Source organism: Streptomyces sp. NPDC104814 (assembly GCF_055583185.1).
In genome coordinates, this window is sequence record NZ_JBVJOL010000001.1 from 51,755 (window position 1) to 68,748 (window position 16,994).

The window sequence follows — 16,994 nt, forward strand, 5'->3', positions numbered from 1 at the left end:
TCAAGCACCGGCTCGGACGGGGGAGTCGCCCTCCCCTGAGCCGTGTCCGCCCTGGGGCACCCCGTCCGCCGGTCCACGCAGCCGGAGGTGCCCATGAGTGCGGAGGCCACGAACCCTGCGACCCAAGGCCCGGTGACAGGCCAGGTCGCACCCGCTTCCACCGCGGCGCTCGAGCCGGGCGCGCCGCCTTCCCCGCGCCGCAAGGCCCGCCCCCGCATCGACCTGCGCCGCCTCGGCCGCGCCGCGCTGCTCGGCCCGACCGCCCGCGACCGGCTGCCCGACGCCATCAGCCATGTCGTCGACGCCCACCGCGCCCACCACCCCGACGCCGACCTCGAACCCCTGCGGCGCGCCTACGTGCTGGCCGAGTCCTCGCACCGCGGCCAGATGCGCAAGAGCGGTGAGCCGTACATCACCCACCCCCTCGCGGTCACCCTGATCCTCGCCGAACTCGGCGCGGAGACGACGACGTTGACCGCCTCCCTGCTGCACGACACCGTCGAGGACACGGACGTGACGCTCGATCAGGTGGGGGAGCAGTTCGGCGAGGAGGTGCGCTATCTGGTCGACGGCGTCACCAAGTTGGAGAAGGTCGACTACGGCGCCGCCGCCGAACCCGAGACGTTCCGCAAGATGCTCGTCGCCACCGGCAACGACGTCCGCGTGATGTCGATCAAACTCGCCGACCGGCTGCACAACATGCGCACCCTCGGCGTGATGCGCCCCGAGAAACAGGCCCGCATCGCGCGCGTGACCCGAGACGTGCTGATCCCGCTCGCCGAACGTCTCGGCGTCCAGGCCCTCAAGACCGAGCTGGAGGACCTGGTCTTCGCGATCCTCCATCCCGAGGAGTACGAGCACACCCGCGAGTTGATCGTCGGCAACGCCTCACGCACCGACGACCCGCTCGCCGAGATCGCGGACGAGGCGCGCCGGGTGCTGCGCGAGGCCGACATCCCCGCCGAAGTCCTCATCCGGCCCCGCCACTTCGTCTCCCTGCACCGCGTCGCCCGCAAACGCGGTCAGCTGCGCGGTGCCGACTTCGGACGGCTGCTCGTGCTGGTCAACGAGGACGCCGACTGTTACGCGGTGCTGGGCGAGCTGCACACCTGTATGACGCCGGTCGTGTCGGAGTTCAAGGACTTCATCGCCGTACCCAAGTTCAACCTGTACCAGTCGCTGCACACCGCGGTGGCCCGCGCGGACGGCCAGGTCGCCGAGGTCCTCATCCGCACGCACCAGATGCACAAGGTCGCCGAGGCGGGTGTCGTCGCCCTCGGCAATCCCTACGCGCCACCGTCGGACGAGCAGTCCCCGCCCGACGGTGAGCGCGCGGACCCCACCCGCCCCGGCTGGCTCTCCCGGCTCCTGGACTGGCAGCGGGCCGCACCCGATCCCGACACCTTCTGGACGACCCTGCGCGAGGACCTCGCCCAGGACCGGGAGATCACCGTCTTCCGGCCCGACGGCGGCCCGATCGGGCTGCCCGAGGGCGCGACCTGCGTGGACGCCGCCTACGCGCAGTACGGCGAGGACGCCCACGCCTGCATCGGGGCCCGCCTCAACGGCCTGCTGGCTCCACTGGGCACGGCGCTGCGCGACGGCGACACCGTGGAGCCGCTCATGGGACAGGACCCGGCCTCCGAGCCGTCACGGGAGTGGCTGGAGTACGCGCACACGCCCGCGGCACGGATCGCGATCCAGCGGTGGCTGGCGTCGCACCCGGGGCCGGAAGCCCACGGCGCGGAGGCAGGGGCAGCGGGGGAGCCGGAGCGCGCAGGCGCGGATCGGCGCGCTGCGAGCGGCGATCCGAGCGCCGACGCAAGCGCCGATGCGCCTGGCGTGCGCCCGGCGCGCGAAGGAGCAGCCGGCGCGGACGGATGCGCCAGCGGCGCAACGGGCGCGGAAAACGGTGAAGGGGGCGCACAACCTCAGCCGTCCCTGCCGTCGAGCACCTCCGGTGTCCCCGTGGCGGGGAACGCAGCTCGCGCCGGCGGCCCCGCCGGGGCCGGCATGCCGTACGACGTCTCGGCAGCTCCCGCCGCCGCAGGGCCCCGCCGTACCACGGACGCGCGCCGCACCCAGAACGGCGGCCTCGCCGAGGAGCGGCCCACCTCCGGTGCACGCCGTGCGTCACACCCGCGCGCCGCGCGCCCCCGTGCCGCCGACGTGACGGTCCTCGGCCGTGACGGGGCCACCGCACGGCTCGCCCGCTGCTGCACTCCGGTACCGCCCGACCCGATCACCGGCTTCGCCGTGCGCGGCGGGGCCGTCACCGTGCACCGCGTGGAGTGCGCCGCCGTGGCGCGCATGCGCGGCGGGGGGCGCACGGAGGTCGACGTGCGCTGGGGCGAGACCACGGCATGCCGGGTGACCCTGGTCGCCGAATCGTTCGGCCGTCCGCACCTCCTCGCCGACCTCACCGAGGCCATCGCGCTCGAAGGTGCCGAGATCGTCTCCGCGACCGTCGAGCCCCCGACCCAGCAGCGCGTCCGCCACACCTACACGCTCGAGCTCCCGGACGCCGCCCACCTGCCCGCCCTCATGCGTGCGATGCGCAACGTCCCCGGCGTCTACGACGTGGACCGCGCCCAGCACCACGCGCCACCGTTGATCTGAGCCCCGCCCGTACCTCCCACCGTTGATCTGAGCCCTGCCGGCCGACAAGGCAGGTCCGCCCGGCCACCCGGCGTGCCCCTCTTTCGGGTGGGCCGGGCGCGCGCCGTCGCCGCCACGCGCGCGTGCGCTGGTAGCGGTGTTCCATGCCGCGCACCCCCCGCACGAAGACCACCCGGCGCCTGAAGACGGCGCTGCTCGCCTCCGCCGTCTCCGTCTGCCTCGTCGCCGCGAGCGCCCCGGCCGCCCCGCTCGGCGTCGGCGACCGACTCTTCCCGAACCTCGGCAACCCGGGGTACGACGTCGCGTCGTACGACCTGTCCCTGACCTATCCCGGCAGCAACGACAAGCCCCTCCAGGCGGTCACCACCATCGACGCCTGGACCACCGAGGCCCTAGACCGGCTGAACCTGGACTTCGCGCACGGCACGGTGTCCTCCGTCGAGGTCGACGGCCGCCCCGCCTCCTTCACCAAGGCCGGTGAGGACCTGGTCGTCACCCCGCGGCGGCCGCTCCCGCCGGGCAGCTGGACGCGGATCACCGTCCGGCACACCAGTGACCCGAGGCCGGTCCAGGGCCGCGACGGCGGCTGGGTGCGCACGGCGGACGGCCTCGCCATGGCCAACCAGGCCGACGCCGCCCATCTGGTCTTCCCGTGCAACGACCACCCCTCCGACAAGGCGATGTTCACCTTCCGGGTGACCGCGCCCGACGGCTACACCGCCGTCGCGAACGGCTTGCCCACCACGGTCGACCGGGCGGGCGGGTCCACCACCTGGACGTACCGCACGCAGCACCCCATGGCCACCGAGCTGGCGCAGGTCTCCATCGGCCGCTCCAGCGTCCTGCACCGCGACGGTCCGCACGGCCTGCCCGTGCGGGACGTCGTGCCCACCAAGGACCGCAAGGTCCTGGAGCCGTGGCTGAAGAAGACCCCGGACCAGATCGCCTGGCTGGAGAGCAAGGTCGGGCGCTATCCGTTCGAGACGTACGGGCTGCTCATGGCCCAGGCCGCGACCGGTTTCGAGCTGGAGACGCAGACGCTCTCCCTCTTCGAGCGGGACCTGTTCACCGAGCCCGCCTACCCGGCCTGGTACGTCGAATCGATCATGGTGCACGAGCTGTCCCACCAGTGGTTCGGCGACAGCGTCAGCCCGCGGACCTGGTCCGACGTATGGCTCAACGAGGGGCACGCCACCTGGTACGAGGCGCTGTACGCCGAGGAGAAGGCGCACAAGCCCATGGAGGCCCGCATGAAGGCCGCCTATGCCGCCTCCGACCGCTGGCGCGCGGCCGGCGGGCCGCCCGCGGCCCCCAAGCCGCCGCAGCCCGGCCAGAAGATCGGCATCTTCCGGGCCAACATCTACGACGGGGCGGCGCTGGCGCTGTACGCCCTGCGCCAGGAGATCGGCCGGCCCGCCTTCGAGCGCCTGGAACGCGTCTGGGTGCAGAACCACCGGGACGGCAGCGCCACCACGGCCGACTTCATCCGCCTGGCCTCCGGCATCTCAGGGCGTGACCTGCGCGGATTCTTCGACGCCTGGCTGTACGGCGCGAAGACCCCGCCGATGCCCGGGCACCCCGACTGGAAGGCGGCGGCGCCGCGCGAAGCAGGGGTCTCGCAGAAGACGGCGGACAGGAAGACAGCGGACAAATAAGCCGGTGACGAGACGGGCCGTTCCGTGCGACCATCGTCGGGTCGCCGCGACACGGGGCACGGGAATCTCCCGGGGTACTCGCGCGTTGTGACCAGTGACGGAATCCCCATCGACGTAAGGACCCAATGACCTCCTCTTCTTCCTCTTCCCAGGCCACCAAGCGCCTCGCGCACACCTACCCCGAAGGACTTCGGGCCGATGCCCTGATGGAAGAGGACGTCGCCTGGAGCCACGAGATCGACGGAGACCGGGACGGCGACCAGTTCGACCGCTCCGAGCGCGCGGCTCTGCGCCGTGTGGCGGGCCTCTCCACCGAGCTCGAGGACGTCACCGAGGTCGAGTACCGCCAGCTCCGCCTGGAGCGGGTCGTGCTCGTCGGTGTCTGGACCTCGGGGACCGTCGACGACGCGGAGAACTCGCTGGCCGAGCTCGCCGCCCTCGCGGAGACCGCGGGTGCGCTCGTGCTCGACGGCGTCATCCAGCGCCGCGACAAGCCCGACGCGGCGACCTACATCGGTTCCGGCAAGGCCGAGGAGCTGCGCGACATCGTCCTGGAGACGGGCGCGGACACCGTCATCTGCGACGGTGAGCTCAGCCCTGGCCAGCTGATCCACCTCGAGGACGTCGTCAAGGTCAAGGTCATCGACCGAACGGCCCTGATCCTCGACATCTTCGCCCAGCACGCCAAGTCCCGCGAGGGCAAGGCGCAGGTCGCGCTCGCGCAGATGCAGTACATGCTGCCGCGGCTGCGCGGCTGGGGCCAGTCGCTGTCCCGGCAGATGGGCGGCGGCAAGGGCGGCGGCCTCGCCACCCGTGGTCCCGGTGAAACCAAGATCGAGACGGACCGGCGGCGGATCCGCGAGAAGATGGCGAAGATGCGCCGGGAGATCGCGGAGATGAAGACCGGCCGCGAGATCAAGCGCCAGGAGCGCAAGCGCCACAAGGTGCCGTCCGTCGCCATCGCGGGCTACACCAACGCCGGCAAGTCCTCGCTGCTCAACCGCCTCACCGGCGCGGGCGTCCTAGTCGAGAACGCCCTGTTCGCGACCCTGGACCCGACCGTGCGCCGGGCGCAGACCCCGAGCGGCCGGCTGTACACCCTGGCCGACACCGTGGGCTTCGTGCGTCATCTGCCCCACCACCTGGTCGAGGCGTTCCGCTCCACCATGGAGGAGGTCGGCGAGTCCGACCTGATCCTGCACGTGGTGGACGGTTCGCACCCGAACCCGGAGGAGCAGCTGGCGGCGGTCCGCGAGGTGATCCGGGACGTCGGTGCCACCGATGTGCCCGAGATCGTCGTGGTCAACAAGGCGGACGCGGCGGACCCGCTGGTGCTGCAGCGGCTGCTGCGGGTGGAGAAGCACTCCATCGCCGTCTCGGCGCGCACCGGGCAGAACATCGCCCAGCTGCTCGCCCTGATCGACGCGGAACTGCCCCGGCCGTCCGTGGAGATCGAGGTGCTCGTGCCCTACACCCACGGCAAGCTGGTCGCCCGTGCCCACGACGAGGGCGAGGTGATCTCCGAGGAGCACACCGCGGAGGGCACCCTGCTCAAGGTGCGGGTGCACGAGGAACTGGCCGCCGACCTCGCGCCGTACGTCCCGGCGCCGGCTGCCTGACCGCCGGCCACCGCGTCAACGCGTAGACGCAAGCCCGAAGCCCGAAGGCCCGCCCCCTCGCCGGGGGCGGGCCTTCGGCGTGTTCCATGGTGCCGGCGTGTCACTGACCGCCGTACGTCTTGCTCATGTTCTGGTACAGCGCCTCGGCCTCCGGGCCCAGCTGCGGGCCGGCCAGCCAGGTGTTGTCCGTCGGGCCGATGGAGGTGTTCGACACCAGCTTGGTCCGGCCGTCGACCACCCGGAACCAGCCGCCGCCGGAGCTGCCGCCGGTCATGGTGCAACCGATGCGGTACATGTTCGGCAGTGACGGGGACAGCGAGAAACGCCCGGGCCGGTCGAGGCACTTGAACATCTTCAGCCCGTTGTACGGCGGCGCCGCCGGGTAACCCCAGGCGCCCATCGTGCCCGCCTGCTGCGCGGTCGGCGCCGAGAAGTCCACGTCCAGCGCGGCGCCGACCGTCTCCTCCAGGGACTTCGCGCCCTGCTCCGGCTTCACGTGCAGCACCGCGTAGTCGTACGCGGCACCCGCGCCGCCCGTCTCCGAGCCGCCCTGAATCCACTGGTTGGAGGTTGAGGCCCAGTCCGCCCACCAGGCGCCGTACGGGGCGACCTCCTGCGCGGGGGCGTTCGCCAGCTCGGCGTCGGACTTGCCGAGGTCGTTGTAGGCGGGCACGAAGGCGATGTTGCGGTACCAGCCACCCTTGCCGCCGGCGTGCACGCAGTGGCCCGCGGTCCACACCAGGTTGGACTTGCCCGGGTGGTTCACGTCCGTGACCACCGTGCCCGAGCAGACCATCGAGCCCTCGGGCGAGTCGAAGAAGACCTTGCCGACCGGCGCCGCGTTGCGGTGGTACGGCGTCTTCTCCGGCTGAGCCTGGACCGGGGCCGGCTCCGGGTCGCTGACGCCCTGGTCGGCGCGCGCGTCCTTGGCCGTGACCGTCTTGTCGGCCTCCTTCGCGGACTTCATCCGTTCCGGCTTCCACAACCCCTGGATCACCGGGTTGACGAAGTCCTTGGCCTCACTGAGCCACTTGTCCTTGTCCCAGTTCTTCCAGCCGCCGTTCTTCCACTGGTCGACGTCTATGCCGTGCTTCTTGAGCTTGTCGGCGAGATCGGCCGGGATCTTCACCTGACCCGGGTCCGCGCTCTGGGAGGCGGCGGCGCCGGGCGTGCCGCTCGCCTTGTCGTCGGAACCGTTGCACGCGGTCGCGGTGAGCGCCAGAACGGCGACGACGCCGGCAGCGGCGAGCGCCCTACGGCGACGCCGGCCCTGTGGCGTGGTGCTGGGTGGTGCGGACGTGGAACGCATGGTGCGTGTACCCCCGTTGATGTGCTGTCGTTGAGCCGATATGAGTGGAGCGCTGTCATCATGCACGGTCGGATGAGGGCGAACGGCGGCGAGACCGTGAAGGTTCCCGAGGGACCCCACCGCCGCTCACCCTCGGCGGGCGGCTACTGCCCGGCGTACTTCTTGCTGACCGCGTCGTACACGCCCTTGGCGACCTTGCCCAGCCGCGGACCGGCCAGCCAGCCCGACGTCACCGGGCCGATCGAGGTGTTGGACACCAGCGCCGGCTTGCCGTCCGAGCCCTTCGCGACCCAGCCGCCGCCGGAGGAACCGCCGGTCATCGTGCAGCCGATGCGGTACATCGTCGGGTCGGTCGCGCTCAGCGACAGCCGCCCCGGCTTGTCCTGGCACTGGTACAGCTTCTGCCCGTCGTAGGGCTTGGCCGCCGGGTAGCCGGTCGCCGTCAGGCCTTTCACCTTCGGCACGGCCGGAGCGTCGAAGTCGACCGGCAGCGCCGAACCGACCGTCTCCTCCAGCGACTTGCCGCCGGTTCCCTCCTCCGGCGTCACATGGATCACCGCGTAGTCGTACGACGCCCCGTCACCGCCGGTCTCGCCGCCCTGCTCGATCCACTGGTCCGAGGTCTGCGCCCAGTCGCCCCACCACACGCCGTACGGAGCGACCTCCTGCCGGGTGGCGTTCTGCAGCTGTGCGACCGATCTGCCGGCGTCGTTGTACGACGGCACGAACGCGATGTTGCGGTACCAGCCGCCCTTCTTGCCCGCGTGGACGCAGTGCCCGGCCGTCCACACCAGGTTGGACTTGCCCGGGTGCGCCGGGTCCTTCACCACCGTCGCCGAGCAGACCATCGTGCCCTCGGGCGAGTCGAAGAACACCTTGCCCGCCTCGGGCGCGTTGGCGTGGTAGTTCGGCGCGACGGCCTTGGCCTGCACCGGTGCCGGAGTCGGATCGGTGACGCCCTGGTCACCGGAGAGGTCGTTGTCGTCGACACCCCGGTCCGGGTCCTCGGCGTCCCGCATCCGGTCCGGGTCCCACAGACCCTTGATGATCGGGTTGACGAAGTCCTGCGCCTCGCGCAGCCACTGGTCCCTGTCCCAGTTCTTCCAGGCGCCGTTCTTCCACTTGTCGAGATCGATCCCGTGCTCCCTGAGCCGGTTCTTCAGGTCCTCCGGGATCTTGACCTTCGCGTCACCGGCCGCGGAGGCGGTCGCGGCGGCGGTGGGCCGGCCATCGGCGCTGTCGTCGCCGTTCTCACAGGCGGTGGCGGTGAGTGCCAGCGCCGAGACGAGGGCCAGCGCGGCCAGCCCAGGGGTTGCTCCGCGGCGTGCGCCTCCCTCCCGGCGAACGGTGAACGACGGCCGTATGGATCGCATGCTGCTGACTCCCCCTGGGGTGGACGTACTGCCGCCGTCGCACTGCACCTTCTCGCTGCTCGGGGCGGGCGCACGGCGTCCGGAACGGGATCACACACTATGCGCTCGCTGTGGGGGACTTCCGGTGGAACGGCAACGGTTCGGCTACAGACGGTCAACCGGGACACGTCGTACGACCGGGGCCGCGACGTCTTCAGCGGGGAGTCGTGCGCTGCGCGGTGTGCGGCGTCATCGGCGGGGTGCCGCGCCACCCGTAACCAGTGCGCCGGTGCGCTGTTGGTAGCGGTGGGGCGCGGGGCCGCGGTGTGCCGCCGTCCGGCTCCGGCATACCGGGTGAGGGGGCGGGCCACAGCCTGTGAGCGACAACTCGCCTCCGGATGGCGGGAGGAGAGCAAGCCGTGGGCGTCACCGAGGGGATCCTGCGACGGCAGGCGGCACGCGAGTCGGCGGCACGCACCTATGCGCGTGCCCTGCCGATCGTGCCGGTACGGGCCCGGGGCCTCACCATCGAGGGGGCCGACGGACGCCGCTACCTCGACTGTCTCTCCGGTGCCGGGACACTCGCCCTCGGCCACAACCACCCCGTCGTCCTGGAGGCGATCCGGGACGTCCTCGACTCCGGCGCTCCACTGCACGCCCTCGACCTCGCCACACCCGTGAAGGACGCCTTCGTCACCGAGCTGCTCGGCACCCTGCCGCCCGGCCTCGCGGGCCGTGCCCGCATCCAGTTCTGCGGGCCGGCCGGGACCGACGCCGTGGAAGCCGCGCTCAAACTCGTCCGCACCGCGACCGGCCGTAGCGGAATCCTCGCCTTCACCGGCGCCTACCACGGCATGACCAAGGGCGCCCAGGAACTCTCCGGCCACGCCGCGGACATGTCCGGACACGGCGCCGGCGCCACAGTGACCCGGCTGCCGTATCCGCAGGACTACCGCTGCCCCTTCGGCGTCGGCGGCGATGCGGGCGCCGAACTCGCCGCCCGCTGGGCAGAGTCCGTGCTCGACGACCCCAAGTCCGGCGTCCCGCACCCCGCCGGGCTCATCGTCGAACCCGTCCAGGGCGAGGGGGGTGTCCTCCCCGCGCCCGACAGCTGGCTGCGGCGCGTCCGCGAGATCACCGCCGCCCGGTCCGTCCCGCTCATCGCCGACGAGGTCCAGACCGGCGTCGGCCGCACGGGCGCCTTCTGGGCCGTGGAGCACAGCGGCATCACCCCTGACGTCATGGTCCTGTCCAAGGCCATCGGCGGCAGCCTCCCCTTGGCCGTCGTGGTGTACCGCGACGACCTCGACGTCTGGCAACCCGGCGCCCACGCCGGCACCTTCCGCGGCAACCAGCTCGCCATGGCCGCGGGCACGGCGACCCTCGCCTACGTCCGCCGCCACGGCCTCGCCGAACGCGCGGCCACCCTGGGCTCGCGGATGCTGGCACAACTCCGCCGACTGGCCGACGACTTCACCTGCGTGGGCGACGTGCGGGGGCGGGGGCTGATGATCGGGATGGAGATGGTCGAGCCGGAGGCGGACGCCGCGCAGAGCGGGCTCGTGGAGAACGGGGCCGCGGAGAGCGGGGTGGCGGCGAGCGGTGCCGCGGGGGACACGTCCGGCGTGGGCGGACTCGCGTCGGCCGAGATCCCCCACCCCCGCCCGGAATACGCCCGGCGCCTTCGCCCGGCGTCCCCGCGGATCGCCTCCGCTGTCCAGCGCGAGTGCCTGCACCGCGGACTGATCGTCGAACTCGGCGGCCGGCACGCGAGCGTCGTCCGGCTGCTCCCACCCCTGACGATCACCGACGAACAGGCCGCCGCGGTCCTCGACCGGCTCGCCGACGCGGTGGCCGCAGCCGCCCGTACGGCCTCGACCGCCCCGGAGCGCGACCAGTACAGCGAGCAGCGCGGCGCACGCTGCCCACAGGCGCGCTGATAGTCCGGCCACACCGCGCAGCCCCTCACCGCACCACGTCACGAGGAACCTCCTTGAACCCCATCTCCGCCTCCACCTCTGTCTCGGGCTCGAACCCCATCCCGGCCCCGACCCCGAACTCCACCTCCGACTCCGCCGCCGCCGGACCCGAGCCCCTCACCCCGGCCGTCCCCGCCGACGCGTCCGTCCCTCGGCAAGGAGGGCCGCGGCGCGAGCGAGGCCCGTACGGGCACCAGCACGGCACCCCCGAGCCGGCGGCGAACTCCGGCAGTGCGCAAGCGGTCACCGTCGCGCCCCCTCCGGTGCCCGCCGGCACGCCCGCCCCGCAATACCGCGCCCGCCCGGCCTTCGCCGACGCGCAGCCCCGGCCCGAGCCTGCGGATCCGGTGGCCCACCCCGATCCGCACACGGCCGCCCAGGCCGCGGCGGTGGAGAACCTCCTCCGCTGCTGGGTCCGCGAGACCGGAGTCCCCGCCCCGACCGGAGCGACTCTGCGCATCCCACTGCCGGCCACCGGTACGGCCCTGCTCGTCCCCGTCCGCCACTGGTCCCCGACCGGCTGGCACCGCTTCGGCGCACCGCGCCTGGCCGACACCCCCGAAGCGTCCCCGCCGGCCGACGCCGTCACCGTCGCCGCCCTGCTCACCCGCGAGAGCCACACCACCGGCGGCACCGCCCAAGCCGACGCCACCGACCTGGTCGCCCGGGTCGTGGACTCCGTGCGCCGCACCACCTCCTTCCTCAGCGAACGCCGCGCCCGCCCCGCCGACGGGCCGGATCTGTTCCTCTCCTCCGAGCAGGCCCTGACGCTGGGTCACCCGCTGCATCCGACCCCAAAGAGCCGTGAAGGCCTCTCTGAGGCGGAAACCCGGCTCTACTCACCCGAGTCGCACGGCTCCTTTCCGCTCCACTGGATCGCTGTCGCCCCTTCCGTGCTCGCCACCGACTCCGCCTGGACCGAGCGCGGCCGAGTCGTTCCCGCCGACCGGCTCACCGCCCGGCTCGCCGGTCCCGCCGTGCCGTTGCCCGACGGCTACGCGGCCCTGCCGGTGCACCCCTGGCAGCTCCGCGAAGCCCGACAACGCCCCGAAGTCGCCGCCCTGTTCGACTCCGGCCTGCTGCGCGACCTCGGCTCCCACGGCCCCGTGTGGCACCCCACCTCCTCCGTCCGCACCCTCTACCGACCCGGCGCGCCGGCCATGCTCAAGCTGTCCCTGGGCCTGCGCATCACCAACTCCCGCCGGGAGAACCTCCGCAAGGAACTCCACCGTGGCGTCGAGGTCCACCGGCTGCTGCGCTCGGGACTCGCCCTGCGGTGGCATGCCGTGCACCCCGCCTTCGACATCGTCCGCGACCCCGCCTGGCTCGCCGTCGACGACCAGGCCGGCCAACCGGTCACCGGACTCGACGTGGTGCTCCGGCATAACCCGTTCGCCCCCGGCGACGACGTCTCCTGCGTCGCAGGGCTGGTCGCCCCGCGGCCGTCCGCCGGCGCGGCACCGGGCTCCCGCCTGGCAGACGTGATCACACGCCTGGCGCACCGCACGGGACGCCCGCGAGGAGCCGTCGCCGCCGAGTGGTTCCTGCGCTACCTGGAACACGTCGTCCGCCCCGTCTTGTGGCTCGACGGCGAAGCAGGTGTCGCGCTGGAGGCCCACCAGCAGAACACGCTGCTCCTGCTGGACCCCGACGGCTGGCCCGCCGGCGCCCGCTACCGGGACAACCAGGGCTACTACTTCCGCGAGTCCCGCCGCGCCGAACTGGACACCCTCCTCCCCGGCATCGGCGCACGCAGCGACACCTTCGTCACCGATGACGTGACCGACGAGCGCTTCACCTACTACCTCGTGATCAACAACGTGTTCGGTCTCATCGGTGCGTTCGGCTCGCAGGGTCTCGCCGACGAACGGCTGCTGCTCGCCGCTTTCCGCCGCTTCCTCGACGCCGTCGCATCCGGTCCCTCACGGCTGCGCAGCTCGCTGCCCGGCCGGCTGCTCGACTCGCCCACCCTGCGGTGCAAGGCCAACCTGCTCACCCGGCTGCACGGACTGGACGAGCTCGTCGGTCCGGTGGACACCCAGTCCGTGTACGTCACCATCGCCAACCCCCTTCTGATCCCCTGATCCTCTGAGAGGAGAGCCGCCGTGGCTCCCACCGACTCCCTTGTGACCGGTACCACCGACTCCGAGGACACCCTCGACCTCCAGCTCCCCGCCGAGTTCCTCGCGCTGCGCGCCACCGGGCAGCCTGGCGGCGGACAGGACGCGGAAGCCGGGCAGAGCGCCGAGACCGGACAGGGCGCCGAGACGGAGCGGAGCACCGAGGCGGAGCGGGGTACCGAGACCGGACAGGACGCCGAGACCGGACAGGACGCCGGGTCCGCGCTGGACACCGCGTCCGCGCTGGAGGCCGCGTCCGCGCCGGACCTCTCGCCGGTGCGGGGCACGGCTCTCCCGCTGCTGCTCGGCGGCGACCTGCTCGACCAGGTGGCGGAGTGGGGGCCGGCCACGACAGCCGCGGGGGAGTTCCAGCTGGTCCCTGTCCGCCCCGACCGGGACGTACCGCTCATCAGCCGGTGGATGAACGACCCGGCGGTCGCGGCGTTCTGGGAACTGGCGGGTCCGGCCGACGTGACGGAGGCGCACCTCGCCGCGCAGCTGACCAGCGACGGACGCAGCGTGCCCTGCCTAGGTGTCCTGGACGGCACCCCAATGAGCTACTGGGAGCTCTACCGGGCGGACCTGGATCCGCTGGCCCGGCACTATCCCTCCCGCCCTCACGACACCGGTATCCACCTTCTCCTCGGCGGTGTCGACGATCGTGGACGCGGAGTCGGCAGCGTCCTGCTGAGAGCCGTGGCCGACCTGGTCCTGGACCGGCGTCCGGCCTGTACCCGTGTCGTCGCGGAACCGGATGTACGCAATGTCCCCTCCCTTGCCGCGTTCCTCAACGCTGGTTTCCGGTTCTCCGCCGAGGTGGACCTGCCCGGGAAGCGGGCCGCGCTCATGATCCGGGACCGGTCCCTGCGGAGTCTGTTGTGACGCTGCGTAGCAGCGCTGTCACACGGAGAACGTCCCTCCCGGGGCGTTGGTTCCCGCCCCTGACCAACTTCTTCACCGGCACGCGTCCCGGCCTCCGTCGTCTTCGTCAGGAAACGCTCACGCCCTTGATCCCGTCCCCCGTCTCCACCGCGATCCGCCGTTTGTCAGTGCCGAGCCGTAGGGTGGTCGCGCTATGACGAAGCCCTCACTTCCCGAACTCCTGCACGCGGCGGTCGCTGCCGTCGGCGGTACGGAGCGTCCCGGCCAGGTGGCCATGGCCCAAGCTGTTGCCGAGGCGATCGACGACAACTCGCATCTGCTGGTCCAGGCCGGCACCGGTACGGGAAAGTCGCTGGGCTATCTCGTGCCCGCGCTCGCGCACGGCGAGCGGGTCGTCGTCGCGACCGCCACCCTCGCCCTTCAGCGTCAGCTCGTGGAGCGCGACCTGCCGCGCACCGTGGACTCCCTGCATCCGCTGCTGCGCCGCCGCCCGGAGTTCGCCATGCTCAAGGGCCGGTCGAACTACCTGTGCCTGCACCGCCTGCACGAGGGCGTGCCACAGGACGAGGAGGAGGGCCTGTTCGACCAGTTCGAGGCCGCGGCGCCGACCAGCAAGCTCGGCCAGGACCTGCTGCGGCTGCGGGACTGGTCCGACGAGACCGAGAGCGGCGACCGGGACGATCTCACCCCGGGCGTCTCCGACCGGGCCTGGGCGCAGGTGTCGGTCTCCTCGCGGGAGTGTCTGGGCGCCACCAAATGCGCCTACGGTGCCGAGTGCTTCGCCGAAATGGCCCGTGAGCGCGCCAAGCTCGCCGAGGTCGTCGTCACCAACCACGCGCTGCTCGCGATCGACGCCATCGAGGGCGCTCCCGTGCTGCCGCAGCACGAGGTGCTGATCGTCGACGAGGCGCACGAGCTGGTCTCCCGGGTCACCGGCGTCGCCACCGGCGAGCTCACCCCGGGCCAGGTCAACCGTGCGGTGCGCCGTGCCGCGAAGCTTGTGAACGAGAAGGCCGCCGATCAGCTGCAGACCGCCGCGGAGGGCTTCGAGCGGCTGATGGAGCTGGCGCTGCCGGGGCGCCTGGAGGAGATTCCGGAGGACCTCGGATACGCCCTGATGGCGCTGCGCGACGCGGCGCGCACGGTGATCTCCGCCATCGGCGCCACCCGCGACAAGTCCGTCCAGGACGAGGACGCGGTCCGCAAACAGGCGCTCGCGTCGGTGGAGAACGTGCACGACGTGGCGGAGCGCATCGTCAACGGCTCCGAGTGGGACGTCGTCTGGTACGAGCGGCACGACCGCTTCGGCGCCTCCCTGCGAGTGGCCCCGATGTCGGTGTCCGGCCTGCTGAGGGAGAAGCTGTTCACGGATCGCTCGGTGATCCTTACCTCCGCGACGCTGAAGCTGGGCGGCGACTTCAACGGCGTGGGCGCCTCCCTCGGGCTCGCTCCCGAGGGCACGGAGGGGGACGACGTCCCGCAGTGGAAGGGCGTCGACGTCGGCTCGCCGTTCGACTACCGCAAGCAGGGCATCCTGTACGTCGCCAAGCATCTGTCGCGTCCCGCGCGCGACGGCGACCGCGCCGACATGCTGGACGAGCTGACCGAGCTGATTCAGGCCGCCGGTGGCCGCACCCTCGGCCTGTTCTCCTCGATGCGGGCCGCTCAGCTGGCTGCCGAGGAGCTGCGCAGCCGGATCCCGGAGTTCCCCATCCTGCTGCAGGGTGAGGAGACCCTGGGCGAGCTGATCAAGAACTTCGCCGCCGACCCGAAGACGTGCCTGTTCGGCACGCTCTCGCTGTGGCAGGGCGTCGATGTGCCGGGCCCGAGCTGCCAGCTGGTCGTCATGGACAAGATCCCGTTCCCGCGCCCGGACGACCCCTTGATGAGCGCCCGCCAGAAGGCCGTCGAGGAGGCCGGAGGCAACGGCTTCATGGCGGTCGCGGCCACGCATGCGGCACTGCTGATGGCCCAGGGCGCCGGCCGCCTCGTACGCGCCTCGGGCGACCGCGGGGTGGTCGCCGTACTGGACCAGCGTCTGGCCACGGCCCGCTACGGCAGCTATCTGAAGGCGTCCATGCCTGACTTCTGGTACACGACCGACCGCAACCAGGTCCGCAGGTCGCTGGCGGCCATCGACGCCACCGCGAAGCAAGCCGAGACGGCGAGCGCGGGTGCCGAGACGGCTAGCGGGCAGGCGGAGACGACGAGCGAGCAGACGGAGACGGCGGGCAAGCAGCCCGAGGCCGTGTGAGCGCGGGGCCGCGACCGCGTGAGCCGGAGTGGCTTGCCTGACTGCTGAGGCATGCCACCCGGCCGGACCGGACCCCTGGTGGCGCGGGGAGGCTGCCGGCGGCCCAGGCGCGTGGTCGTGCCAAGGGCAGCACAAGGGCCCCGGAACCGGCGCAGAGGTCCCGGGGCCCAGTCAGGGAGCGGCGGGTCGGCGATGCCCGCCCGGCTGCGGTGCGGCGTCGACGCGGCCGTACCGGAGTGTCTGCCGCATCCGCGGTCAGACGCGGCGCAGAACGGCCACCACCTTGCCGAGGATCGTCGCGTCGTCACCGGGGATCGGCTCGTAAGCGGAGTTGTGCGGGAGCAGCCAGACGTGGCCGTCCTCGCGCTTGAAGCGCTTGACCGTGGCCTCGCCGTCCAGCATGGCGGCCACGATGTCGCCGTTCTCCGCGACGGGCTGGCGGCGCACGGTGACCCAGTCGCCGTCGCAGATGGCCGCCTCGATCATCGAGTCACCGACGACCTTGAGCACGAACAGCTCACCGTCGCCCACGAGCTGCCGCGGCAGGGGGAAGACGTCCTCGACGGATTCCTCGGCGAGGATCGGGCCACCGGCTGCGATCCGGCCCACCAGAGGGACGTACGACGCGGCCGGCTTGCCCGCGGTGTCCGTCGGCTGAATCGGGGCGGCCTGGTCGGAGCCGCGTACCTCGTAGGCGCGCGGGCGGTGCGGGTCGCGACGCAGGAAGCCCTTGCGCTCCAGTGCCATCAGCTGGTGGGCGACGGAGGACGTGCTGGACAGGCCGACCGCCTGGCCGATCTCCCGCATCGACGGCGGGTAGCCTCGGCGCTGCACGGAGTCCCGGATGACCTCGATCACCCGGCGCTGGCGATCGGTGAGCCCCGAGCTGTCGGCCCGGATGCCTGGAGGTCGCCCCGGCAGGGAGCGCTTGGGCCCCTCGGGGTTCACGGATTCGTTCATCACATGCACCGGCTCGAGTCGGCCCTGGGAGCGGTCCTGGGCGGTGATGGTGGCGCTGTCTGCGGTGGTGGTCACGTCGGCCCCTCTCGGTGGTCTCCCTGCCAGCACAACGGTAGTTGCTTTCGAAAGGTTGCGCCAAACACACGTTCGAGTGAAAAACCGTGATTCGCGTGACGCGATCGTGTGTCCGGGTGTATGGCTGACGCGGCCCCTGGCGGGCAAAAGCGCCCATTGCTGTACTCTTC

The 16,994-nt window shown here is 72.1% G+C and carries 10 protein-coding genes; 7 read left to right on the top strand and 3 right to left on the bottom strand.

What is annotated here, in order from left to right:
* Window positions 1–93: 93 nt before the first annotated feature.
* The 3 genes from ACZ64A_RS00225 (at window position 94) to hflX (ending at window position 5,893) form a co-directional block, all read left to right on the top strand.
* Window positions 94–2,619: a RelA/SpoT family protein gene (locus ACZ64A_RS00225; RefSeq protein WP_469807125.1), complete on the top strand. Its 2,526-nt coding sequence runs from the start codon at window positions 94–96 to the stop codon at window positions 2,617–2,619.
* Between the two features lie 143 nt (window positions 2,620–2,762).
* Complete coding sequence (locus ACZ64A_RS00230) at window positions 2,763–4,274, top strand: M1 family metallopeptidase (protein WP_469807127.1); 1,512 nt, start codon at window positions 2,763–2,765, stop codon at window positions 4,272–4,274.
* A gap of 125 nt (window positions 4,275–4,399) precedes the next feature.
* Window positions 4,400–5,893: a GTPase HflX gene (gene hflX / locus ACZ64A_RS00235; RefSeq protein ID WP_469807129.1), complete on the top strand. Its 1,494-nt coding sequence runs from the start codon at window positions 4,400–4,402 to the stop codon at window positions 5,891–5,893.
* A gap of 100 nt (window positions 5,894–5,993) precedes the next feature.
* On the opposite strand, the gene ACZ64A_RS00240 is transcribed toward hflX, so the two are convergent.
* Window positions 5,994–7,202: a trypsin-like serine peptidase gene (locus ACZ64A_RS00240; RefSeq protein ID WP_469807131.1), complete on the bottom strand. Its 1,209-nt coding sequence runs from the start codon at window positions 7,200–7,202 to the stop codon at window positions 5,994–5,996.
* A gap of 143 nt (window positions 7,203–7,345) precedes the next feature.
* A complete protein-coding gene (locus ACZ64A_RS00245; protein WP_469807133.1) occupies window positions 7,346–8,575 on the bottom strand; it encodes a trypsin-like serine peptidase in 1,230 nt (409 codons plus the stop codon).
* A gap of 377 nt (window positions 8,576–8,952) precedes the next feature.
* Here ACZ64A_RS00245 and ACZ64A_RS00250 point away from each other — a divergent pair, with 377 nt between their 5' ends.
* The 4 genes from ACZ64A_RS00250 (at window position 8,953) to ACZ64A_RS00265 (ending at window position 15,789) form a co-directional block, all read left to right on the top strand.
* Entirely contained in the window at window positions 8,953–10,494 is a 1,542-nt protein-coding gene (locus tag ACZ64A_RS00250; protein WP_469807135.1) for a diaminobutyrate--2-oxoglutarate transaminase family protein, read from the top strand.
* A 302-nt stretch (window positions 10,495–10,796) separates the two neighbouring features.
* Window positions 10,797–12,617, top strand: a complete 1,821-nt coding sequence (locus ACZ64A_RS00255; RefSeq protein ID WP_469809013.1) for an IucA/IucC family protein — start codon at window positions 10,797–10,799, stop codon at window positions 12,615–12,617.
* Window positions 12,618–12,638: 21 nt separating this feature from the next.
* Window positions 12,639–13,535, top strand: coding sequence for a GNAT family N-acetyltransferase (locus tag ACZ64A_RS00260; RefSeq protein ID WP_469807137.1), 897 nt, complete (start codon window positions 12,639–12,641; stop codon window positions 13,533–13,535).
* Between the two features lie 193 nt (window positions 13,536–13,728).
* Window positions 13,729–15,789, top strand: a complete 2,061-nt coding sequence (locus tag ACZ64A_RS00265) for an ATP-dependent DNA helicase (protein ID WP_469807139.1) — start codon at window positions 13,729–13,731, stop codon at window positions 15,787–15,789.
* 255 nt (window positions 15,790–16,044) lie between these two features.
* Here the strand turns inward: ACZ64A_RS00265 and lexA are convergent, their stop codons facing one another.
* Window positions 16,045–16,824 carry a transcriptional repressor LexA gene (gene lexA / locus ACZ64A_RS00270; protein ID WP_361625100.1) on the bottom strand — a complete coding sequence of 260 codons (780 nt, stop codon included), beginning with the start codon at window positions 16,822–16,824 and terminating at the stop codon, window positions 16,045–16,047.
* Between the last annotated feature and the right edge of the window lie 170 nt (window positions 16,825–16,994).